The organism is uncultured Sulfitobacter sp. (assembly GCF_964021855.1).
Classification (GTDB): Bacteria; Pseudomonadota; Alphaproteobacteria; order Rhodobacterales; family Rhodobacteraceae; genus Sulfitobacter.
Map to the genome: position 1 here is coordinate 1 of NZ_CAXHZD010000015.1, position 20,954 is coordinate 20,954.

Annotated in this window: 21 protein-coding genes; 8 read left to right on the plus strand and 13 right to left on the minus strand. The window is 56.2% G+C overall.

What is annotated here, in order from left to right; translation table 11 throughout:
• Positions 1-502: ArdC-like ssDNA-binding domain-containing protein (locus AADJ11_RS20145; protein WP_341236199.1), on the minus strand; the 502-nt coding region annotated here is incomplete at its 3' end.
• 636 nt (positions 503-1,138) lie between these two features.
• On the opposite strand from AADJ11_RS20145, the gene AADJ11_RS20150 reads away from it, so the two are divergent.
• Both AADJ11_RS20150 and AADJ11_RS20155 read left to right on the plus strand, forming a co-directional pair.
• Positions 1,139-1,750 (plus strand): NYN domain-containing protein, encoded by a 612-nt coding sequence (locus AADJ11_RS20150; RefSeq protein ID WP_341236200.1) that lies wholly within the window; start codon positions 1,139-1,141, stop codon positions 1,748-1,750.
• Between the two features lie 99 nt (positions 1,751-1,849).
• A complete protein-coding gene (locus AADJ11_RS20155; protein WP_341236201.1) occupies positions 1,850-2,188 on the plus strand; it encodes a hypothetical protein in 339 nt (112 codons plus the stop codon).
• On the opposite strand, the gene mobQ is transcribed toward AADJ11_RS20155, so the two are convergent.
• Positions 2,185-3,510, minus strand: a complete 1,326-nt coding sequence (gene mobQ / locus AADJ11_RS20160) for a MobQ family relaxase (protein WP_341236202.1) — start codon at positions 3,508-3,510, stop codon at positions 2,185-2,187. The two genes, AADJ11_RS20155 and mobQ, sit on opposite strands and share 4 nt — an antisense overlap.
• Before the next feature lie 643 nt (positions 3,511-4,153).
• Between mobQ and AADJ11_RS20165 the strand changes: the two genes are divergently transcribed.
• From AADJ11_RS20165 to AADJ11_RS20180, 4 genes are all read left to right on the plus strand, one after another.
• The gene (locus AADJ11_RS20165) at positions 4,154-4,465 is read left to right on the plus strand and encodes a mobilization protein (RefSeq protein WP_341236203.1); all 312 of its coding nucleotides are present in this window, start codon (positions 4,154-4,156) and stop codon (positions 4,463-4,465) included.
• Entirely contained in the window at positions 4,465-6,117 is a 1,653-nt protein-coding gene (locus AADJ11_RS20170; protein WP_341236204.1) for a type IV secretory system conjugative DNA transfer family protein, read from the plus strand. Before AADJ11_RS20165 ends, AADJ11_RS20170 begins: the two co-directional genes overlap by 1 nt.
• 18 nt (positions 6,118-6,135) lie before the next feature.
• Positions 6,136-6,699, plus strand: coding sequence for a hypothetical protein (locus tag AADJ11_RS20175; protein ID WP_341236205.1), 564 nt, complete (start codon positions 6,136-6,138; stop codon positions 6,697-6,699).
• Positions 6,700-6,965: 266 nt separating this feature from the next.
• A complete protein-coding gene (locus AADJ11_RS20180; protein ID WP_341236206.1) occupies positions 6,966-8,051 on the plus strand; it encodes a replication initiator protein A in 1,086 nt (361 codons plus the stop codon).
• Positions 8,052-8,068: 17 nt separating this feature from the next.
• On the opposite strand, the gene AADJ11_RS20185 is transcribed toward AADJ11_RS20180, so the two are convergent.
• From AADJ11_RS20185 to AADJ11_RS20230, 10 genes are all read right to left on the minus strand, one after another.
• A complete protein-coding gene (locus AADJ11_RS20185) occupies positions 8,069-8,278 on the minus strand; it encodes a plasmid partition protein ParG (RefSeq protein ID WP_299832542.1) in 210 nt (69 codons plus the stop codon).
• Complete coding sequence (gene parA, locus AADJ11_RS20190; protein WP_341236207.1) at positions 8,278-8,928, minus strand: ParA family partition ATPase; 651 nt, start codon at positions 8,926-8,928, stop codon at positions 8,278-8,280. Before parA ends, AADJ11_RS20185 begins: the two co-directional genes overlap by 1 nt.
• 65 nt (positions 8,929-8,993) lie before the next feature.
• Positions 8,994-9,152 (minus strand): type II toxin-antitoxin system ParD family antitoxin, encoded by a 159-nt coding sequence (locus AADJ11_RS20195; RefSeq protein ID WP_341236208.1) that lies wholly within the window; start codon positions 9,150-9,152, stop codon positions 8,994-8,996.
• 125 nt (positions 9,153-9,277) lie between these two features.
• Entirely contained in the window at positions 9,278-10,495 is a 1,218-nt protein-coding gene (locus AADJ11_RS20200; protein ID WP_341236209.1) for a type II restriction endonuclease, read from the minus strand.
• On the minus strand, positions 10,473-10,946 hold the full coding sequence (locus AADJ11_RS20205; RefSeq protein ID WP_341236210.1) for a very short patch repair endonuclease: 474 nt from the start codon (positions 10,944-10,946) through the stop codon (positions 10,473-10,475). Before AADJ11_RS20205 ends, AADJ11_RS20200 begins: the two co-directional genes overlap by 23 nt.
• On the minus strand, positions 10,946-12,211 hold the full coding sequence (gene dcm / locus AADJ11_RS20210; RefSeq protein ID WP_341236211.1) for a DNA (cytosine-5-)-methyltransferase: 1,266 nt from the start codon (positions 12,209-12,211) through the stop codon (positions 10,946-10,948). The genes AADJ11_RS20205 and dcm overlap by 1 nt, the downstream gene beginning before the upstream one ends.
• Before the next feature lie 151 nt (positions 12,212-12,362).
• Positions 12,363-13,454, minus strand: a complete 1,092-nt coding sequence (locus AADJ11_RS20215) for a hypothetical protein (protein WP_341236212.1) — start codon at positions 13,452-13,454, stop codon at positions 12,363-12,365.
• Positions 13,451-15,658: a sensor histidine kinase gene (locus AADJ11_RS20220; protein WP_341236213.1), complete on the minus strand. Its 2,208-nt coding sequence runs from the start codon at positions 15,656-15,658 to the stop codon at positions 13,451-13,453. The genes AADJ11_RS20215 and AADJ11_RS20220 overlap by 4 nt, the downstream gene beginning before the upstream one ends.
• Positions 15,659-15,748: 90 nt before the next feature.
• On the minus strand, positions 15,749-17,476 hold the full coding sequence (locus AADJ11_RS20225; protein ID WP_341236214.1) for a hypothetical protein: 1,728 nt from the start codon (positions 17,474-17,476) through the stop codon (positions 15,749-15,751).
• A gap of 25 nt (positions 17,477-17,501) precedes the next feature.
• On the minus strand, positions 17,502-18,041 hold the full coding sequence (locus tag AADJ11_RS20230; RefSeq protein ID WP_341236215.1) for a recombinase family protein: 540 nt from the start codon (positions 18,039-18,041) through the stop codon (positions 17,502-17,504).
• 355 nt (positions 18,042-18,396) lie between these two features.
• On the opposite strand from AADJ11_RS20230, the gene AADJ11_RS20235 reads away from it, so the two are divergent.
• Positions 18,397-19,368: an MBL fold metallo-hydrolase gene (locus AADJ11_RS20235; protein WP_341236216.1), complete on the plus strand. Its 972-nt coding sequence runs from the start codon at positions 18,397-18,399 to the stop codon at positions 19,366-19,368.
• 674 nt (positions 19,369-20,042) lie between these two features.
• The gene (locus AADJ11_RS20240) at positions 20,043-20,282 is read left to right on the plus strand and encodes a hypothetical protein (protein WP_341236217.1); all 240 of its coding nucleotides are present in this window, start codon (positions 20,043-20,045) and stop codon (positions 20,280-20,282) included.
• Between the two features lie 234 nt (positions 20,283-20,516).
• Here AADJ11_RS20240 and AADJ11_RS20245 read toward each other — a convergent pair.
• A partial coding sequence (locus tag AADJ11_RS20245; RefSeq protein WP_341236218.1) for a zincin-like metallopeptidase domain-containing protein occupies positions 20,517-20,954 on the minus strand: 438 nt, incomplete at its 5' end.

A 20,954-nucleotide genomic window follows, 5' to 3' on the forward strand; every position in this document is an offset into this window, starting at 1 on the left:
GCGGCTCCTCGGTGCTGTCGATCTGCGCGCCGGTCGCGGCAAAGAATGCGTCCAGATCGGGGTCGGCCACGGTGCCAAGATCACGGGGCGGATCAGGCAGGATGTAGAATTCAGCGGGCAAACCCTCGATCTGGTCGGCGTTGAACACGCGGTAGGCTTTGGCATAGGGGATCTGGCGTTCCTCGCCGTTCTCGTCCTCTCGCTCGACGGTGCCGTATTTCACCACGGTTGCGGATTTCTCGCCCTTTCGGACATGCCCCCCCAGTTGCTTGGCCTGATTGAACGTCATCCAGCGGGCTGAGCTGTAATCCTTGGCCATCGCTGTCGCCCAAAGCATCAGGATATTGATACCCCGATAGGCTTCACCGTTGAACCGTACCGGCAAGCTGACCGACACCCCGCCGCCGGTCCACGGTTTGCGCCAGGGCGGCGTTCCCGCCTCGATCTGCGCAATGATCTGATTTGTGACATGGGAATAAACATCAAACTTCTCTGCGGTCATTTGTGACCCTCCTTCGAGTGAAGCGGGCCGGGTCTGTTTCCCTTTCCGCCAATGGGCGGGCCTTCCTGTTCTGATCTTTGGAATGCCCATGCATTCCGAAGGGCAGAGCAGGTAAGGGCAAAGCCCGTCCTGCGGCCTGGCGGGGCCGTGACAACCGGGTGGAGGGCGTGAATTTGGGAGGGAACCGCGCGCCTGCGCGTGGGAGGAACCGGAATTCTCGACCGGAACCGACGCCATAGGCGGCGCTTGCCGGTTTTCTCGGACCTGCCGGGATGGCAGGCGGATCAACAGGATATGGAAACTGTCAGGGTTGGGGCGAGCGGGCGTCAGCCCGTCGATCCCCTGCCCTGTCTTTCGCTCAAAGCGAGACCGGCATGCTGCCGGGATCACAAAGCTAGAAGGAAGGTAGATCGTTGGGGCCCATCCCAGAAAGCAAGTGGATGCGCAGGCCTTTCACCCGATTTTAGTGAAGAAGCGAGCAAACAACTCTTGTGCTCCTAGTTGGTGCCCAACCGTATATTAAGCTTGCGTAAACACTTTTCAGTGTTAAATAGGAGACATCTAACCGGTGGGGTTCGCGCCATCGGATAAGCCGCTCGCAAGGGCGGCTTTTTCATTTCTCGGTTTGGTGAACGCATGACTGCACAGCGTGTTTCGGTCTACATTGACGGCTTCAATCTCTACCACGCTCTCGACGATCTAGGTGAAAGCCATCTGAAATGGCTCGATCTCTGGGCGCTGTCTGAAACACTGATCCGCAACAATGAGGCAGTCACTGCCGTTAAATATTTCTCAGCTTATGCAACGTGGATGCCCGCCAGCTATCGCCGCCACCAAAGATACGTGGCCGCATTGCAAGCCCAAGGCGTCCAGTTCATTGAGGGCCGCTTCAAAGAGAAACCCATGCAGTGCAAGACCTGCGGCGTGCGCTACAAAGCCCACGAAGAAAAAGAAACCGACGTGAATATCGGCGTTCACCTCATGGCCGATGGGCTACAAGACCGGTTTGATCGCGCTTTGGTCATTTCTGCGGATACAGACCTGAACGAAGCTGTGAACCTTACAAAATCAGAAGCCGCGGGTAAACAGATTGATCTTGTAGCGCCACCAAAGCGCAAGGGGCGCAACTCGGTTGCCTTGTTCGAGGTGACAGTAGGCCGCGTACGGCGCTCTCTTCTGCCACCTCAGGTCATTCTGGCGGGCAAAACCATCACTCGGCCAACCGAATACGATCCACCAGCTACCTGATCAAACAGCGCCTATCAGGATCGCGCGCAATAATATACCATTGCTGTCGAAGATACATTGGTCCACAAGATCATATCCCTTTACTATCCGGAATATGAAATGACCACAAAAGCAAACTTCGAACCAAACGTGACCACCGAACAGGGTCTTCGGGAACTGGCTGAGAACGGTCACACCGTCGAAGTGCTTTGCGAAGCTGAACCTGAGCGAAAGGGGCCAAGTTGGTATGGCCTTTGGACCATGAGAACGATCAGCCCTGACGGCCATGAGAGATTGCTCGTAACCGCCAGAAACCGATCCTCGCAGAATGACCTCAAGGTGCGGGAATTCAAGACGGCGACAGGTGTGATCTCGTTCCTGATCAGCGTAGGGTTTTCTCAGGCAAACATCCCTTTAAGGGATGGTGCGAAGGCAGCCCACAGCCTTGTCTCGAATTAACGTCCGTGTGTCGGCCCCCGGTCGATGTCACGATCTTTTTCGACCTCCTGATCATTCTTCTGTTCGCGCTCGTCCTCGATCTCCAGCTTTTCACGCGGCTTGTTCAGCACGTCCTTCAGCCGCTCGTTGACGGACGGCTTGTTCAGCACGTCCTTCAGCCGCTCGTTGACGGACGGCTTGCTCGCCGCGCGCCCGGCGTCCTCGCCCAGATCATACTCGCTGTGACCATCCAGCTTGTGAACCGCCGCCTGACCATCGCGCCCGGCGTCCTTCTCCATGATTTCTTTCAGCCGCTCCCGCGCATAATTGCGACCTTCCGGCTTTGGCGTGTCGTCCTGGTCCCGTGACCGGCCCACGACCTGCGACAACCGCTCACGGATATCGTCCGACGTGCGCCCGTCGCGTTCTTTCGACGTCGCGGCCCGGAGTGCCGCCAGACCGGCGGAAACACGGCCCTGCCCCGCCTCGCGCTCAATGCCGTAGGTCTCTCGCGCGATATCCAGCCGCTCACGCATTTCGCGGAAGGCGGCGCGCGCCTGACGGGCGGCATGGACCACGGCCCCGCGCTCGGTGACGGGGACGTATTCCCGGCCCTGTCGCTCGGCCAGCGCCTTCGCCCGCCGCTCCATGGAATTGGCCGCTGGCCCCAGCTTCAGCTCGGGGTCGCGGTCCAGCTCCTCTGCCATCAGCTTGTCGCCACGATCCAGCGCCGTCTCGCGCTGTTTCTCAAGCGACCGGTGATCGACACGCTCGACCTCCCCGACACGCTCCAGCGCGCGGTTCTGCAACTCGGCCCAGAGGCCGCGCATCTGCTCGATCTCGACGCCGCCGGTCTTAGCGGAGTCGAGCACGCGGGTTTTGCTGGTGAAGCCCCCGGCTTCCAGCTTGCGGGTGGAGGTCAGGACGTGGGCATGGTGGTTGCGCTGATCGCCCTCGCGGTGGGGCGCATGGATCGCCACATCGACGGCCACGCCGTAGCGGCTGACCAGCTCCTGGGCGAAGTCGCGGGTGATCTGCGAGCGGTCCTCGGCGCTGATTTCGGAGGGCAGGGCCAGCTCCCATTCGCGAGCGGTGACGGAGTTGCGACGGGTCTCGCTGGCCTCGGCCTCATTCCAGAGGCGGGACCGATCCTGCGCCCAATCCGGGGCATCCTTCGGGGTCAGGATGAAGGTCTCCTCGATACCCTGCTTGCGGGTGTAATCATGGACGCGGCCTTCGCGCTGGCACTCGATGCGCTCACCGACGCGGTAGGCCGCCGCCGCCGTGGCAGAGCGCCCGGCGCTGCGTTTTATCGTCTTCACGGAGAGGTGGTAGCTGGCCATGCGCCCTCCCCTCGCCTGTGATGCAAACGCGCCCACGCGCCGGAGATGATCCGTGCCGAGGCCCCAACATTGGCAATCGGATCAGCCGTCTTTTCTCCGCAAGAGTGCGCCCGGAACCGGCGCGGTCTGAGGGGAAAAGACAGCCCGCTTGAGGCGAGCCAACGGCTCTCCGACGTGCAGGCTTGCCAGTGATCTGCCCCCAGACTCCCAGCCTCATGGGGGGCGGGATATGGGGACAGATCACTGGCGGTTTGCCGGGGGCAAACCCGGTTCGTGTCGGCACCGTAAGGTCTGACGACACGAACCTCCCGCAAGGGAGACGCCCGCGTCAGACCGGCCCCCACCGTGGGGCATCGGGCGAGACGCTGGCGTGACCTTGCGGGAGGCGATCCAACCGCCAAGGTTGGGCTGGGATGGTTTGGAAGGGGCGGCGCGTCCTTCCATGTCGCGGCGGCACGCAGCGAAGGGGATGGCCATCGGCCGGGGCTTTGCCCCAGAGAGATCGCACGCAAAGCTCGGAACCACAGGTGTAGAGTTTGCATAAGTGCGCCCTTGTCCTTTACAGGCCTACGGGTAATCTCTACCCTCTGAGGTTGTAAGTCAAATTTTTCCACCCACAACTCCAAAAGTGGAAACCCGCGATATGGCAGAAACAGAACTCGAACGGGCCGAGAAGCGCTATGCCCAGGCCAAAGCCCGCCTTCAGGGGTTGCGCAACCGGGAGGCCACCAGACAGCGCAAACTCGACACCCGGCGCAAGGTGATCCTCGGGGGTGCGCTGCTTGATCTGGCGGAACGAGATTCCAGTGCTGCCGCGATGTTGGATCGGCTCGTGCGCAACCTCGCCCGTGAACAGGATCGCAAAGCCTTTGCGGACTGGACGGCTCCCAACAACAAGACCCCCTCCCCCGCCCCCATTGCGAGCGATCCCGCTGATGATGGCGGCGCGTCCTGATGCGGAGATTGATCCGCATCTCTGACGCTCTGTTCCGGTTTCTCGGTCGGCTGATCTTCACGCCCATTCTGTTGGGGTGGATGATCGGAGCCGTCCTGTTCGGTGCGATGCTCGGGTCGCTTGTGGCCACGCCGTTTATCTTTGCCTTCTACGATCAACAGCCGGGCGAAAGCGCATGGCAATGGTTGGTCTTCGGCCCGTTCATTTTCATCGGTGGCGTCTTCGGGTTCCGATACTGGCGCATGGTCTCCGGGGCCGATGCCTACTTTGGGCTGACTAGGGACAGTCATGGGTCGGCCCGCTTTGCCAGCCGCAAGGAGCTGAAAAAACTTCAGGGCAAGGACGGTCTTCTGATCGGACGCAATCCGCACACCGGGCGGCTCCTGCGCTATGACGGTCCCGCCCATCTGATCACCCTCGCCCCGACACGGGCGGGGAAAGGCGTCGGCACCGTGATCCCGAACCTGCTGGCGGCGGAACGCTCGGTCCTGGTCATCGACCCCAAAGGCGAGAATGCTCGGATCGCCGGGGAAGCCCGGCGGCGGTTTGGAACGGTCCATGTCCTCGATCCGTTTGAGGTCAGCGGTATGCCGTCAGCCGCCTACAACCCGCTCGACCGGCTGACACCGGACAGCCTCGATCTGGGCGAAGATGCCGCCTCCCTGACAGAGGCGCTGGTGATGGACCCGCCGGGACAGGTGACGGAAGCGCATTGGAACGAGGAAGCCAAGGCCATCCTTGGCGGTCTGATCATGTTCTGCGTCTGCCACGAGGACCGCGACCGGCGCACCCTCGCAACCGTCCGGGAGTATCTCACCCTGCCCCCGGAAAAGCTGCGCGCACTTCTGGAGCTGATGCAGGACAGCGATGCGGTGGGCGGGCTGATTGCCCGCGCTGCCAACCGCTTCCTAGGCAAGGCGGATCGCGAAGCCGCCTCGGTCCTCTCAAACGCGCAACGCCACACCCATTTCCTAGACAGCCCACGCATTGCCAAATGTATAGCGCGGTCAGACTTTGCCTTCTCGGACCTGCGCCATCGGATCACGTCCGTGTTTCTGGTGCTGCCACCCAACCGCATGGACGCCTACAGCCGCTGGCTGCGCCTTCTGGTCTCTCAGGCCCTTCAGGACATCGCACGGGACGCAGAAGCTTCTGTGGGCGCTCAGGGGGCCTCTCAGCGGCTCAGGGCCCCTGCCCTCTTCCTGCTGGATGAATTTGCCGCCCTGGGCCGTTTGGAGGCTGTGGAGCGCGCCATGGGGCTGATGGCAGGGTATGGTCTCCAGCTTTGGCCCATCCTGCAGGATATGAGTCAGCTCAGGGACCTCTACGGCGACCGGGCAAACACCTTCATTGCCAATGCCGGGGTGCAACAGGTCTTTGGCGTTAATGACTTTGAAACCGCCAAATGGCTGAGCCAGATGATCGGTCAGGAAACCACCGGGTTCCAAACCGACAGCTTCAAACCCGGCGACGGCCCCAGCTTCTCGAACAACCTCACTGGCCGTGATTTGCTGACCCCCGATGAAATCATGCAGATGCCGCCTGAACTCCAGCTCCTGCGGGTCCAAGGCCAACCCTCTGCCCTCGCCCAAAAACTGCGCTACTACGCCGACCCCGAGTTCAAGGGGCTGTTTGTCCCGCAGGACCAGTGATCCAAAGGATGACCCGCCATGACTGACCAGACAGACCCTGCCCAACGGGGCCTCCCTGCCCTCTCGGATGACGAATTGCGTGAAACCCTTGATCTCATGGCGACGGCCATTGCCAGCATGTCCAACAGGATCGACGATCTGACCACAGTGGCCGACAAGCAGATCAAGGTTTCGACAGAGGCACGGATTGCTGCCTTTGCCGCACGGGATCAGACGGACCCGAAAGCGTTCGGTCAGCTTGTAGGCGAAGTCATCGATGGCGAGATAGACGAAAACCTCGGGCGTATGGCCCGCATGGCAACTGACCTGCTCAAGGTTTCGAACAAAACGCAGGAAGTTCTCAAGAAAGCTGAAGATGATAAATCCGCCGCTCTGCGCGATCTCTGGGATCGGGAACAGAAAGTGGATCGTTTGAAATCGCGCCTGCCCTCGTTTGGTCTGGGCGCTATTGTTCTAGCTTTGGCGATGTCGATGCTGCTTCCTCGGTTCATAGCATCTTCCCCTTCTGGCTGCGCTGTCCTTGGTGGTGTTTGGCAAACGACAACAACAGGCATTAATGCCTGTGTATCCTACCATCCGTAAATTCGCTGGGGCTTCGACTGTGACAGGCCTGAACCGTAATCTGGGTGTTATATATGTGTTAGATTCTGTGTTACGCGAATCATCACTTCCCCTATCGCTTTGAAATAACTTACGGAATTGGCCTGATTTCGGGGCTTCGGTGGGTGATATTACGATAAGGGGTGTGTGATCTTACGAAAGATGGTGTGTGATCTTACGAAAGCCTGTCGGTGGGTGAAGTTACGAAGTGTCTTGCGTCGGTGTGTGAAATTACGAATAGTGTGGCCATGGTGGGTGATATTACGAAACAGGATAGAACGCCTCTCCTCCCCTTGCGACATGCTCAAGGGGATTTCTTTGTGTGCGATATCTTTGACGCCGCACCCAAAGGTGACATGGCTTCAATGGCGCATCCGATCTTCACCCTCTCGACCAAGCCAGACACCAAAAAGCGCCGCTATGTGGCTGCTGATCGAAAAAGCTACGTCGAGATCAGACCCAACATGATTGGCCTTGCCACCGTCCATGACCGCGACGTCTTGATCTACTGCATTTCTCAAGTGATGGCCGCTCTGAATGACGGCCAGCAGGTTCACAGAACCCTTCGATTCAAGGCGTATGATCTTCTTGTAGCAACCAACCGCCCTACCGCCGGGACTGGCTACACGGGATTGAAAGCAGCCCTAGAGCGCCTTCAGGGCACCCAGATCGAAACCAACATTACAACGGGCGGTGTGGAACAGATCGACGGCTTTAGCCTGATTGACCGCTACCGGATCGTTCGGGAAACCCGCGACGGTCGCATGCTCGATCTTGAGGTCACCCTTTCCGATTGGGTTTTCAATGCCATTGCCGGTGACGATGTGCTGACACTCAATCGCCGTTATTTTCAGCTTCGCAAGCCTCTGGAGCGCCGTTTGTATGAGTTGGCACGCAAGCAATGCGGTACGCAGCCGGAGTGGAAATGCGGCTTGGACAAGCTGAAGGCCCGAACTGGCTCTACGTCCTCGGATAAGGAATTTCGCAGACTTGTTCGGGCGATCTGCAAGGCAGACGAAGAACACAACCACATGCCGGATTATGCTTTCCGACTGGACGCGGACATTCTCACGGTAACGCCCAAACCGGAGTTTCTGGAAAACTACACAGCAAAGCCAGAACAGGACGGCCTGACAGGCGGCTATGTCCTGCCCCTCTCGCCAGACACCTTGGAACGCGCAAGGGAGCTGGCCCCGACATGGGATATAAGGGTTCTGGCTGGAGAATGGCGGACCTACGCAGCCAAACAAAAAGAGCCACCTAAGAACCCCGACGCCGCGTTTCTCGGGTTTTGTAAGAGCTGGTTCAAGAAACGCGGGCGCAACGGCTGGTAGAGTATTTACTCAAACACTCATTCGCTCAAATACTCAGACCATAGATCACGGGTAATATCGGAGATTGAACGACCCTCCTCGACCGCGCGCATTTTGATTTTTCGATAGAGTGTTTCTTCAATTTCGGCGTTCAAGCGTTTCTTCTTCTCAGTCGTTTCTGTGATTTCGTGCAGGATGCGCTTGCGGGCATCATCGCCACGACTCGGACGTTTTGCAGACAATGCCATTACGCCACCTCTCTTTTCGCCGGTGCCAGCATCGCCAATATCTCGTTGCTCAACGCCGTAGTCTCCGCCCTTGCTTTGGCGTTGTCAGCATCGAACACGGTCAGCCCCTCGGATGCGGTCTGGGGATACACCTGCCGTTGTGTGATAGTCGTTTCGCAGACTGGCAAGGCGTAGTCATCCAAGGCCGTCCGCACATCGCTGCCAAGCCGGGTTCCCTCCACGACACGGGAAACCACAAACCCTGCACGCGGCGATCCGTCAGTCACTTCTTGCCGAGCCTTGATGAAATCCACCAGGTCCGACGCAGCCCAGATGTCATACGGCGAAGGCTGCACGGGAATCAGAACAAAATCGCTGACCTTTATGCAGGCCGCGATCATGTCTTCCAACTTTGCCGCGCCGTCGATCACCACGTAATCGTAGTTTGCGGCCATGCTGGCCAGCGTCTTGACGTTGTTGGGACGGTCCAGCGCGACCAGTTCAATGGGATTGTCTTCGCTGGCGGCGTGCCAGTCACGGGCGCTGCCTTGTGGATCGCTGTCCACCATCAGGACCGAGTGTCCCAGCTCATGCAGTGATCTGGCGAGATTTGTGCTGATGGTAGTTTTTCCGCTACCACCTTTGGGATTTAGGACAGAAATAATGCTCATACTTTGCCTCATTTGTGTTTTTACTCAAAAGAGTAACTGAGTGTTTGAGTTGAGGCAAGCGTGATCTATCTACCGGAGTTGTCAAGTTCTGCGCGCTTGCGGGTCTTGAACCGGTCGAAATCGAAGGGCTGCGGTTCTCCTGATTGCTCGCCCTCGACCAGAGCGTCGTGCGGTGCTTTCACTGCGTCATGGTCGGTAGGTGGCTGCGTGTTTTTTTCCGTCATACGGGTTCTCCTCAAGGTGGATTGTCATACACTGAGCAATCACATGATGGCACTCAATTACTCAAACACACATTTGAGAGTTGAAACGCCCTATCTAGTTCAGGGGCCGCATGATTGTCTCCCGATTATCCCTGTCGCGCCCGAACCTCGCCAATGAAATCCCCAACAGACCAAAGCCAGCCGCGCTGCGCGGCGGTGTAGCTGCCGTGAACAGGGGAGGGGACTACGAGCTGAAGGCTGGACGCCTCCATCTGATCGGTCTGCGGCTCTGAAATCCCCGGCTCCAGTGTCAGTAGATGTTTGCGGCTGATCTTCTCGGCCTCGGCCAGAACCTGTCGCCAGCGGTCCTTGCATGTGGATTTGGCCCCCAGCATCGTCAGCCGCGCGTCACCCTCGGCTGGTGCTGCCTGGTAAGTCTCCAGATCGGGAAACAGGAAGTCGGGCTTGTGCTTGTGTTCGGTCATCGCGCCCCGGACATGCCGTATGTCATGCGCCCTCAGAACAGCGGCCAGATGGTTCTCCAGCGAATGCCCCATGCGGGATTTGCGCCGGTTCTGCACACTCAGGGAAAAGCTGATGAAGCCGTCAACGTCCGTGCCGGTGTCATCAACAAACCCCGCCTCGATCCGCGACGATACGACCTTGCGCTCCAGCCGCCGGAACAGGGCTTCTTCATGGTCAAGCCATGCGATAAGTGCTGCGTCCGGGTCATCCTCGGCGCGGACCTCGGGCAGGGTGAGGCGGGCCAGATCGGAAAACTCGGCCGTTTTCGGGAAGGTCGTGCCGAATTTCTCGATGATGCTGTCCAGTTTGTCGGCTTCGGGTTCCTCAAACTCGACGCCGATCTCGTCCAGAATAAAGCGCGCCGCAAAGTCCAGCTCCGGCTCCGCGTCGGAGAACTCGCGCGACACGAAAGACTTGCCCTCGGGGCGCAACCCGAACAACCAGAAAAGCTGTTGCTCGCTGGTGGACCCCTCCGGGGCCACGATAAACCACAGGACGCCGCCCTGATCCTTGGCGAGGAAAAGGGTGTCTCCGGCCTTCATGGCCTCTGTCACGGGATTTGAGGGGTAGTAGAGCCGCCATTCAGCGGCGCGGGGCTTGTTGAGGCGCGCGTCGTAATGCGTGGCCCAGCTCTCCTCGGTGAAACCCTCCTGATCGCCGCCCAGCCAGATGTAGATCGCTGGGAACTTCTCCTGGTGGTTCTCGCCCAGAAAGTCGTCCCGCATCTTCTTCGTGGTTCCGACCTCATGCTGATTGGATGTTTTTGGTTCGGCATCGACGGCAGACAGACGTTTGACCCCGACGCCCTCGAAATAGTCAGACAGTTGTCCGCGCTTCATCCCCGCTCACCTCCAGTATTTTTATATCTGATTTCAACCATATGGCGCATTGATCGACAACGCCATCAAAGGGCAGGCGGGTCTTGCCCTTCAGGGCGCACTCCCAAACCGTTCCGATGCGCCAGCCCGTCTCGGTCAATGTTTGATACTGCCGCCGGTCGCGCTTGATGTTCGTCCCGATTTTGTCGCGCCAGAATTCTTCCCGGCTCTTTGGCCAGCGAAACAGATGGCAGACATGGCCATGCCAGAAACAGCCATGCACGAAGATCACGGCATTCCGGCCCGTAAACACAAGGTCTGGTTTGCCTGGCAGGTCGTTGCGATGCAGCCGAAACCGAAAGCCGCGCTTGTGCAGCGCGGATCGGATTGCCAGCTCCGGTTTGGTGTTCTTGCCCTTGATACCGGCCATCATTCGGCTTCGGGTTGCGGGCATAACAGTATCCGCAGGCATTACTCCGCAGCGATACCCGGCTCGGGCAGGGGGAGCTGCACCTGAACGGTCTGGGGAACTTCCCGCCCGTCCAGCTCCATCGCCTCGATGATGCGCGGCTGCATGAGTTGTGCGACAGCATGGACGACAGGCACGACAACGGCGTTTCCGAACTGGCGATAGCCCTGTGTGTCGGACACGGGGATTTTCCAGTTGGTCTGTCGGGGCTTCTCGAACCCCATCAGGCGGGCGCATTCGCGTGGTGTCAGACGGCGCGGGCGGTCGCCCTTCTGTGCGATCAGGATTTCGGAGCCGTCCTTGTAGTAGCGGGCGGACAGGGTGCGGGCCACGTCCCGTGGGCCAAAGAGCGAGAATCCGAAGCCGTTACCGGCCTTCCTGTGCTTTTCCTTGTAACCCTGAAGGTAATTCCACATGTGTTCTGTGAGTGTATATTTCGGATCAACCTTTTTATCGAGGATCGAACCCAACTTTGGACCGTCACCTTCGGGCACGGCAAGCTGATCGAAATCGAACTCGATGCTGTGATCCTTGAAGCCGACAATGAAAATGCGCTCGCGCTTTTGTGGCACCCACGGTGTCGAGCTGATCACCTTGTGGAATATGCGATAGCCCAGCTCTTTCTCCAGCACATGGATGATCGTTGCGAAGGTCTTGCCGCCATCATGCCGCTCAAGGTTCTTCACGTTCTCCAGAAGGAATGCTGGTGGCTTGTGATGGTCGATGATCTTGGCCAGATCGTAGAAAAGTGTCCCTTGCGTATCGCAGAGAAAGCCGTGCGGACGGCCAAGGGCGTTTTTCTTGCTAACGCCCGCGATAGAGAACGGCTGACAGGGAAAACCGGCCAGTAGCACGTCATGGGCTGGGATTGTCTCCGGGGCGTTCGCATAGGGGCGCAGGTCCTCGGCAAAAATATGTTCGCTGTTGGCTGGTTCAGGAAAGTTGGCACTGTAGGTTTCACGGCTGAATCGGTCCCATTCCGCCGTGAATACACATCGTCCACCTATGGCCTCGAATGGAATACGGATGCCGCCAACACCGGCAAAGAGGTCGATAAACCGGAAACCTTCCAGGCGCTCACCCGTGCAACGCGCATCCGCTGTCTGGCGCAGCTTCTCCAGCCGGAGCTGGTCGATCCGCTTGCCTTCGCCGTTGATATGACGCCGGACTGTCCGGGCGTTTACGTCTAGAAGTTTTGCCGCAGTGTCGATGTCGAGACCGGCCCGCTCCATCAATTCTGCAAATTCTGTCCGTGGATGCGCGTTCATGTGCCTGCCCCTGATCTGTGTCTATTATTGACAACATGTCATAATCTGCCCCAGCGGTTTTGGGAACCCTATTTCTGGCATTTGTTCATGTTATGTTCTAAAATGTGTTAAGGCAGCAAAAGTGGTGGCATTCTGTACATCTCGATCAAAATCAAAAATGCTCAACACCGATGTTTGGTTGTCCAGTTCGGCTTATGAACGCACCGAAGCGCTGTACGAGATTTCCAAGGAATGGAGGCGAAACTGAAGCGACTCTCGCATCAAGCTGTTGATTCAACTCATCCAACGGCATCGTTCTAATTTTGCTAAATTGAACGAAAACCGGCTCTTCAGTACCTGGAATAGGGGGCAGGAAGTGAATTGATGCGGGTAGATTTTGATTAACGAAGGTGCGCAAGAATCTGGTTGGTTCTTTCCGCTTGTTGTTGCTCGTAGCCGCTCGCAAAGCCTCAACGTTTTCCATCCAAAAATCGGTACCAAGGGTGCATTCAGCCAGCAACACATTAGGAACTTTGCCAGTCGCCATGTCGCACTGCGGCGTCAGAACTATACAGTTGGTATCTTCGAGTAGAAAAATATCCCCGGTATGGGCTCTGTCGTCTATGTATGATGGCATGACAAAGTTTTCATAAGGGTGCCAATCGCCTGCCGCTTCGAGGCCGAGCAGCTCGGCGGTGTGGCTTGCATACTGCCGCGCAATCGCCGTAGCCAACTTCTTGTTGTCATGCCCGATGGCGTCTTCCATCCGCGACCAATTCGGCCAGATTCTCCGAGCAAAGACATCACCTGCAGACTGCTCCAGAACCTCACGCACACTTCTAAGTGCCTCCATGAGTGACCACTGCTCGCCCAACCAGCTGAGCGCGTGTTCGTACCCGTCATCTGCTTTGTCAAATGTGCTCACAGGCATATCAGTAAACTTGGGGTCAACCTCTGCCGGGTGTCCCGACACAATCGCAACCGGCATACCCTTTGTTATTATTAGGTCAGATACGAGCGTGTTGCCTACGTCTGGGGAATTCTGCTTTCCTACGTCGCCCGTAGGCAATCTCAAGTCAACTATCGCGCAGTCGATCCTGTAATCGTAAATTGCCTCTAGAGCGTTCGCGACAGTATTCGCCGGAATCGCCTTAAAATAGCGCCCGTTGCCCTCGTTGGCATTGTTCCACTCTTCAAGCGCTTCCTGCATCAGCGTAATCATGCGTCCCTCGTCTTCAACGACGAGAATAGTTTTATTTTTCAATGTTTTGGTCCTACCGGAAATTCAATTTCGAACAATGCTCCATCCTTGTGTTCTGGATGAAACTTGAGTTTTCCCCCTGATCTTGCCAATGCCTCGCGTGCAATGTTTAAGCCAAGGCCGGTACCACCATCCTTCAGAGTGAAGCCAACCTCGAAGATGCGCTCCATAAACTCTTCACGGACTCCTGGTCCATTATCTTCGATGAACACATGTCCTCCATCATCAGAACGGGAGAGTGTGATTTGAATACATGGTTCTTCAATACCCGTTGCCTCAAACCAATGCACCGCATTGCCTACGATGTTCACCATAGCAGTAGATAGGTCTTCTGCATGACCGAGGAACTCCATGCCCTTAGCGGTCGTTTCGATCTCTACCTCCACTTGATGGCCTTCAAATATGGCCAAAGCGTCTTTGATTGTCTTGATCGGGTAGAACAGTGTCGGTTGCCGACGCTTTCCACCAGCCAACGGCCGCAAGACCCGGAACAGTTCGGACAGCTTCTCGCCTGATGCTTTCATTTGCGGTATTCGCTCGGAAAAGAATTCTCTTGCTTTACTCTTGCCGTTGTCATCGCCCGTTAGAAATGTCTTCAGCATGACGTTCATGCGATCCGCGCTCTTCCGGACAAACGTTGCTTCTGGCGATCCCTCGTGCAGCACCTCGGCGAGTATTGCTCCAAGTGAAGATTGTGCTTCAAGAACCCTTTGCCGCTCTCGCATCGCATCAACTCGCATCGACAATCGTTGCGACTCTGTGTCAATGATGCGCTCTGCCTGTTCGCGCTGTTTAGGCTCCAGCAAAGAGATCAGCTTCCTAATGCGCTTCAGTTCGGAAAGCTCTTTCAGCTCATCGAACGACGATGAACGAGGCCTAGAAATCCCAGCCTTCTCTCGGAAGTCAAAGCGTTTCGGTTCAACAACCTCCGCGAGCAACCGCTTCGTCAGCCTTGCAAGATTCTGAAATGCTGCGTTGTCTTCGAGGCCCTCCCGGCTGCTCCTCTCGAAAAGGTTCGAGTCCTGCTCGCTCCCAATTTTGAGGTATCCGGCTATCTGATTGTGTCCGATCCGCAGGGACGGGTCCTGGACGCGTCGGGAATCAAGTGCCAGCCAATCATTCTCTGGATCACCGTAGGGTCTTACCCGGAAACCTTCGCGGTATATTGCGACCCCCGATATACTATCGAGCAACCGGCGCGCCTCAGTGGCACTTAAATCTCCCATTCCTGCTGCCTTCATATTGCTCTTCAGCGCGTCTGCTTCTCGATCAAACAGATAAAGTTGAACTTCGACATCTCCCGCACTTTCACTTCGCTTTATGCCAGTACCCGGGATCGTGATCGTTTCAGCACCCCGTCCGGCGCGATGAATTACAAATGAACCCTCAAACGAGCCATCTGCTGCGAGCGACCCGCTGAGTTCATAATCGCAGGTCGATAACAGGGGGAAGGGATGAACGCGGCGGCCTTGGCCACTGTAAGGGCCGTCGGAGAGATCAGGTCCGGCTTGCGCAAAAATTTCCTCTGGATCGAATCCAGCGGAGCCGCTGTCGCAATCGGACAAATCGAGATAGACTGAAAATTCTTCACCATTTTCGTGCGACGCCGAGAACGGTGAAAGCAATCGCCTAAGTTCGTTGTATAACTTTGTCAGCCTTTCCTTCGTCCATTCCTCATGAAGCTCGATGACCTCGATCGTTGTGCCTGTTGGTTCTTCAACAGCCTGAACGAGATAGTCGATTGCGATGTCTGACAGGTACACATCATCGCTGAAAATACTCCAATCCAGTTCCGGAATTAAGACTGCGGCATTGCCTTCCTTGGTCTGGACGGTCGATGTGAGAGCCATTTTTGCGCCAAGCTTTGCAGCCGCAAACCGCCCAATTCCTTTAGACCCCATCATCTTTCGATTTTTGGTTGGCGAGCGGCGATTCTTCACTTTTGATGCTGTCGCGGGTTCCATCCACTTCAAGCGAATGTCATCTAGCGACATCCCATGACCGTCATCTGAGATGGATATTCGACCCTGACCCGGCTGAAGTGGTGGACTGAACCTTATCTCTACGAAGTTTGCGTCAGCATCATAAGCATTCTTCACCAATTCGATCACTGCAGCTTCAGGGCCACTGATCAATTGGTCACCAATAGTCCGAATAATTCGTGCCTTTGGTTTGAAGCGCAGTTTACTTTCTTCGATATCAGGCATTGGCTAACCGCTCTGCAACCACGTACGCCACTTGTGACAGTCGAAACGTTGCCCTTGGCCCATCAATAAAGTTTGTAATGTTTAAGATATTCACGAGCGTCTTTCATTCCAAAGGTTTTCAAATTGAACCACCGTACCACAGGTCTCGAGGTCAAAGGGCATTGGGTGCACCGAAACCTTTCCTGTGCTTTCCGCAATAATAGCACTGTGCAAGCTTCTGAAAACACTTGATACTGGGCCTATCTCATACCGTAATCTTACAAATTGTGGCCACGTTGCAGCGGCTAGCCTGGAATCCTCTACCTTGTGGCCATAGCTACCAAAACGAGCGCCCATTTGCCCTATTACAAACAGGCGTACGCTCACAGCTTCGATGCCGGGTGGCTTTCGTAACCGCAGCGATTTCAAAAGCTCTTCAGTTCCATTTGAACTGATCCAGGCCGCCGTATCTTCGGCCCACTTTTGCACTTGCCCGACAAAGTTCTTCGCTCGGCTCATTGTTTGCCTTGTGGTCGCGCCTTTGAAATCCTGCCACTTCAACTGAAATAGGGCCAAGTCTCCCGTTGTGCGGTCCAGAACAGCGCCATCGATATCCGTCAGTGCTCTACCCTCCCGCCTGAGACGAACTGGTGTATCGATGCAATCATACCGGGTACCTTGAAACAGACCATTTACGTTGGCCAACATCATACCTTCTCGATGCTCCATTAAAGCCTGTCGGGTCTTTTGGTCTGCATTTATGCGTTGAATGACATCAAAAGGATTCAGGAACAGCGCTCCTACCGGTTCGAGAAGATACATATCGGAAATCTTGATGAAGAGTGGCACAACTGGATCGACATCAGATGAAAGGTCAGGGGCGGAATCTGGCTTCAAGGTCAGAAGGTCCACGATGATTGAGACGATGATTGGATCAATCCCAGAAGCTCCTGACAGCAGCGCTACGACCTCCCCCTTCGGCTTCCATACACTCAAACTCATCCAGTAGTTTATGTCTGGCCATCTGCGCTTGCCTGCAGCAACGAGCTGAAGGTGCTTCAGACGGCTGCTCACGAGCAGATGAACCACCTGTGTCACGTCATTTGCTGATACACCATTGATCCGTGCTTCAGGGTGAAAACCGCTTTTGTCACGACAACTCAGTACATGATCCAAAACGACTGCACCGTAATGGTCGTCAATCTCAGGCGTCGATTTATATCCAACTAGAGTGCCACGCGTGGTTTCGTACCTGAAAACTATGGCGTCTAGCGCTTGTTGGAGATTTGGAATTTTGTGCGATTCCAATGCTGTATCCAGCCATGATGGGCCTTGCTTAACGCTCTCTGACAGTTCGAGCAAGCGGTCGTCCTCGATCTGATCTAGGAAAAGGTCACTATCGCCAGCGTAGTTGAGCCAAATGGAAATCTGTTCGCTTGTGCTCTTCCCACAAGCCAGACCCCTGCCGACTAGTTCGGCAGTTTTCCTGAGCAAAATATGTCTTCCTAACCGGTGAAGTTCACTGGTTGCAGCGCGAATGGTTTGATGAGTACTTCCGAGTAGGGGAATCCCGTGAAACTTGCCGATGCGTTTTAGAACGCTGGACATGAGGGGATTCCAACCCCTCATCACAATATTTAGATCTTGCTCGGAGAGCTTCTGCCGTGAATCATCAGAGAATGTGCCATGGACAAGCCAATAGTCTAAAGCACGGCAAGCTTCGATGGTGAAGACAGCAACCTCCTCATCAGGCATCTTTTCGATGAGAGAGATAAAGGTCGCGAGCTCTTGCTCCGACAACCGGTTTAAACGTTCGGAGACTTCCTTGATTTCCGTCATTTACGACCAGACTTTTTACAGAATATCATGCCCGCCGAACCGTTCGCTCGCTAACCTGGAACAACCGCGCTATCTCGGGGATAGCGCGGTGTTCCTCGTCCCTCATGCGCCGCACCTCGTCCTTTTGGGCGGCTGACAGGGCAGGGGGCCTGCCACCGATCCGGCCCCGCTTGCGGGCAGACGCCAGACCCTCCATGGTCCGTTCTGAAATACGTTCGCGTTCGAATTGGGCGATTGAAGCGAAGACATGGAAAACGAGACGGCCCGCCGGAGTTGTTGTGTCGATGTCCTCGGCCAGTGATCGGAAGCCGGCACCGCGCTCGCCTATGACCTCCACGATCTCCAGAAGGTCTTTCAGGGAACGGGCCAAACGGTCGTATTTTGTGACGGTGACAACGTCGCCGTTACGAAGCTGCTCCAGCATCCTCTCCAGTTCGGGCCGTTCACGCTTCGACCCGCTGATCTTGTCTGCGAACAGTTTGCCTGATCCCGCCGCTTTCAGCGCGTCGGTTTGGGCGTCGAGGTTCTGGCCGTCAGTGCTGACGCGGGCATATCCAATAATCATAATTCACTGTGACAAAAACCTGCCAGAACTGCAAAGGTTTTGCCGGGGGTTTTTGGCATAGCTAAGCGATTGGTTTTTCGTAGGGCAGGAGAAACCGGCAAAAACGACCGTATTTGTCCCAAATGTTGTGACCATAGGTTTTTGTCCAGCAGCAGACGTTCGTGGAGAGCGCGGCGAAAGTCGGGATCGAGCCCAGTTATGGTGTGCCGCAAATCCGTAAGATGTCCGCTGTTCGTCCGAGGGCCGCTGGTCTGTCAATGCTCTCGGTGGGTGGTCATCTGAAATTTAGACCTATTTAGTTAAAAGCATACAATACGCGGAATGGAAGTTCTGCCTATGAAACAAGGAATAATTTATGACTTCTTTCGATCTTTCGCGCCGTGGATTGATTTTGGGTGCTGCTGGTGGGGCCGCCCTTCTCGCCGCCGGACGTCCACAACCCCTTCAAGCCGCAGCCCACGCAACAGCACCACTCCCAACCTTCTATGATCGTATGGTAGGCAATCTGCGCTTGACGACATTGCTGGACGGCTATTTCGAACTCGATAAGACTCTTGTGACGAACCTCGGGGGCGAGCAAATCACAGAGGGAATGCGGGCGGCCTATCTTGACCCCGCAAAGCCGATTCCGCTGGCAATCAGTACTCACGTCATTCGCCAAGGAGACGAGATTACCTTGGTTGATGCTGGTGCAGGCGGTGCCTTTGGACCAACGGCTGGCAGGATGCGCACATCGCTGGAGTTGCTTGGCGTTGCACCTGAAGAGGTGACGCGCATTGTGTTGACCCACATGCACCCAGATCACATCGGGGGATTGATCGGAGAGAATGGCCCGGTCTTCCCGAATGCATCGCTGCATGTCAGCGAAGCCGATCATGCCTTCTGGACAGATGAGATGATTGCATCGGGTGCGCCGGAGTCTTCGCAAGGTTTCTTTGCTTTGGCACGTGCGGTCAGCGAGGCCTACACTGGGCGGACTGAAATGTTTGGCGACAATACCGATCTTGGTGGCGGCCTTACCACTTTGGCAATGCCAGGGCATACCCCAGGACACAGTGGGGTCCGTGTGTCGGATGGCTCTGATCAGTTGATCATATGGGGAGACAGCACAGCTTTGGCGTCGCTGCAGTTTAGCCACCCTGATGCCGGTATCGCCTTTGACGCAGATGGCGTGCAGGCCGCCGAGACGCGCCGCCGTGTCTTGGATATGGTGGTTGCCGACAAGATCGCCGTTGCGGGCACCCATTTGCCATTCCCTGGCGTCGGTCACGTCGAAGAGAAAGACGGGGCCTACGCTTGGGTCCCAGAAGAATGGCAACACATTTAAAGCAGTCGTCCCGCCAAGCTAATAGCTGGTCGCGGATTTTCGGACCGGTTGTTACACTTAGGTAGCTACTTAAGCACCTAGAAGAAGATGACGAACCGGACACGCTACCCCTGCTGAATGGCGCTGTCGGACCAATTCCAATTAGTCCGACAGCGCTATTAGGGCGACATCATGCTGACAACCCGCGCGATTGGTTCCGAAGGGTTCGGGGGACGAGAAAATGCCCTGTCAGAGATGTCAGATTTTTAATTTCACGAAAACAAGGCAGCACATTGCGCCGCCCCTCTTTGATCCAGCCTGGATTTTCGTCATCCAGTCGGATCTCAATGAGGTATAGAGGGCCGTGCATGGGATCTTGTCATCGCCATGATCTTTTCTCTTTGAGCCGGTTGCATATTGGCGAGGAAATCATTGGCATTGTCATTGCCGAAGCAGACAATCGAATTGGTGACGCGAACAGCAGCTTTGTCCCGCACTTCCGACAATGACCGGCCTTCCGGTGAAGGTCCGCTGTCTGGCGTACGTCGGTCAAAACTCAACCGTTTCTGTCACAGGCGGAAACCACCGTCTTGGGCAAGTTGCGTGTCAAGTATTCCACACTTCTAAACGGTAGGTTAGCATTTGATCCAACAAGCTATTTCTGAATAGTTTTTGCGCGCGAGGAGGAGTGCCAAATGGAGTGGATGTCGTGGCTAGCAATGTTTCTCTCAGCCCTCGTTGGAGTCAGTTTAAATCGTGCTGTAAAGGACTTGCAAAAAATTCCTGAGTTTGAAGATCATAAAACAGTGGTCGGCATGGAACTCAATCCGCGGACGTTGGTGCACCCACTCACCAGTTCGATAGAGAACAGCCGAACCGTAGCTTGGGCTGTGACTTTCCTTTTGGCATTTAGAAATGCTTCAGTCTTCCTATAAGTATTTCATTCGCCGTGCAGCGGATGGCTTTTGATCGTCATTAACACCGCGAGCACATCACCGCTTTCGGGCATCTCATGCCCGTCCGCGCGAAGCGCCGGGCCCGTCGGTGGGTAGCCTTAAGGTTACCCACCGACAGGTCACCCTGAAACCGTCCACGATTAAGATCACACCACAACGCAAAAAGCCCCCGCCTGCTGACAGGGGCCTCGATCATTTCGGCGGTGCGGGCTTTTACTCAGCAGCCACCCGCTCGGCCTGCGCGGTGCGGGCCATGATGTAGTCCACGGCCTTCTGCGCCTCGGACGCGGCGCGGAAAATCGCGCGGCTGTCTTCTTTCATCGCCTCCAGCCATCCTTCGACATAGGCCGCGCTCTGTTCGAATTCAGGCTCCACGCCGATCTGAGCGCTCAGCATGCAGTTTCCGATTTCCGCGACCAGCTCCTCGAACGCATAGGCCTTGCGGTCGTTAAATCGGCCCAAACGGTCCAGCCGCTTTGTCGCGCCTGTCCAGTGGATTGTCTCATGGGCCAAGGTACCAAAATATCCAGCCGCTCGATAAAACGTGCCAATCGGCGGCATGTGAATCCGGTCGGTCTTGATGTTGTAATAGGCGCGCGGCTCCTCGGTGCTGTCGATCTGCGCGCCGGTCGCGGCAAAGAATGCGTCCAG

Excerpts from the sequence above, each read along its gene's own strand:
- AADJ11_RS20150 (WP_341236200.1), top strand. The coding sequence starts at position 1,139 with ATGACTGCACAGCGTGTTTCGGTCTACATTGACGGCTTCAATCTCTAC.
- AADJ11_RS20155 (WP_341236201.1), top strand. The coding sequence starts at position 1,850 with ATGACCACAAAAGCAAACTTCGAACCAAACGTGACCACCGAACAGGGT.
- mobQ (WP_341236202.1), bottom strand. The coding sequence starts at position 3,510 with ATGGCCAGCTACCACCTCTCCGTGAAGACGATAAAACGCAGCGCCGGG.
- AADJ11_RS20165 (WP_341236203.1), top strand. The coding sequence starts at position 4,154 with ATGGCAGAAACAGAACTCGAACGGGCCGAGAAGCGCTATGCCCAGGCC.
- AADJ11_RS20170 (WP_341236204.1), top strand. The coding sequence starts at position 4,465 with ATGCGGAGATTGATCCGCATCTCTGACGCTCTGTTCCGGTTTCTCGGT.
- AADJ11_RS20175 (WP_341236205.1), top strand. The coding sequence starts at position 6,136 with ATGACTGACCAGACAGACCCTGCCCAACGGGGCCTCCCTGCCCTCTCG.
- AADJ11_RS20180 (WP_341236206.1), top strand. The coding sequence starts at position 6,966 with ATGGTGGGTGATATTACGAAACAGGATAGAACGCCTCTCCTCCCCTTG.
- AADJ11_RS20185 (WP_299832542.1), bottom strand. The coding sequence starts at position 8,278 with ATGGCATTGTCTGCAAAACGTCCGAGTCGTGGCGATGATGCCCGCAAG.
- parA (WP_341236207.1), bottom strand. The coding sequence starts at position 8,928 with ATGAGCATTATTTCTGTCCTAAATCCCAAAGGTGGTAGCGGAAAAACT.
- AADJ11_RS20195 (WP_341236208.1), bottom strand. The coding sequence starts at position 9,152 with ATGACGGAAAAAAACACGCAGCCACCTACCGACCATGACGCAGTGAAA.
- AADJ11_RS20200 (WP_341236209.1), bottom strand. The coding sequence starts at position 10,495 with ATGAAGCGCGGACAACTGTCTGACTATTTCGAGGGCGTCGGGGTCAAA.
- AADJ11_RS20205 (WP_341236210.1), bottom strand. The coding sequence starts at position 10,946 with ATGCCTGCGGATACTGTTATGCCCGCAACCCGAAGCCGAATGATGGCC.
- dcm (WP_341236211.1), bottom strand. The coding sequence starts at position 12,211 with ATGAACGCGCATCCACGGACAGAATTTGCAGAATTGATGGAGCGGGCC.
- AADJ11_RS20220 (WP_341236213.1), bottom strand. The coding sequence starts at position 15,658 with ATGCCTGATATCGAAGAAAGTAAACTGCGCTTCAAACCAAAGGCACGA.
- AADJ11_RS20225 (WP_341236214.1), bottom strand. The coding sequence starts at position 17,476 with ATGACGGAAATCAAGGAAGTCTCCGAACGTTTAAACCGGTTGTCGGAG.
- AADJ11_RS20230 (WP_341236215.1), bottom strand. The coding sequence starts at position 18,041 with ATGATTATTGGATATGCCCGCGTCAGCACTGACGGCCAGAACCTCGAC.
- AADJ11_RS20235 (WP_341236216.1), top strand. The coding sequence starts at position 18,397 with ATGACTTCTTTCGATCTTTCGCGCCGTGGATTGATTTTGGGTGCTGCT.
- AADJ11_RS20240 (WP_341236217.1), top strand. The coding sequence starts at position 20,043 with ATGGAGTGGATGTCGTGGCTAGCAATGTTTCTCTCAGCCCTCGTTGGA.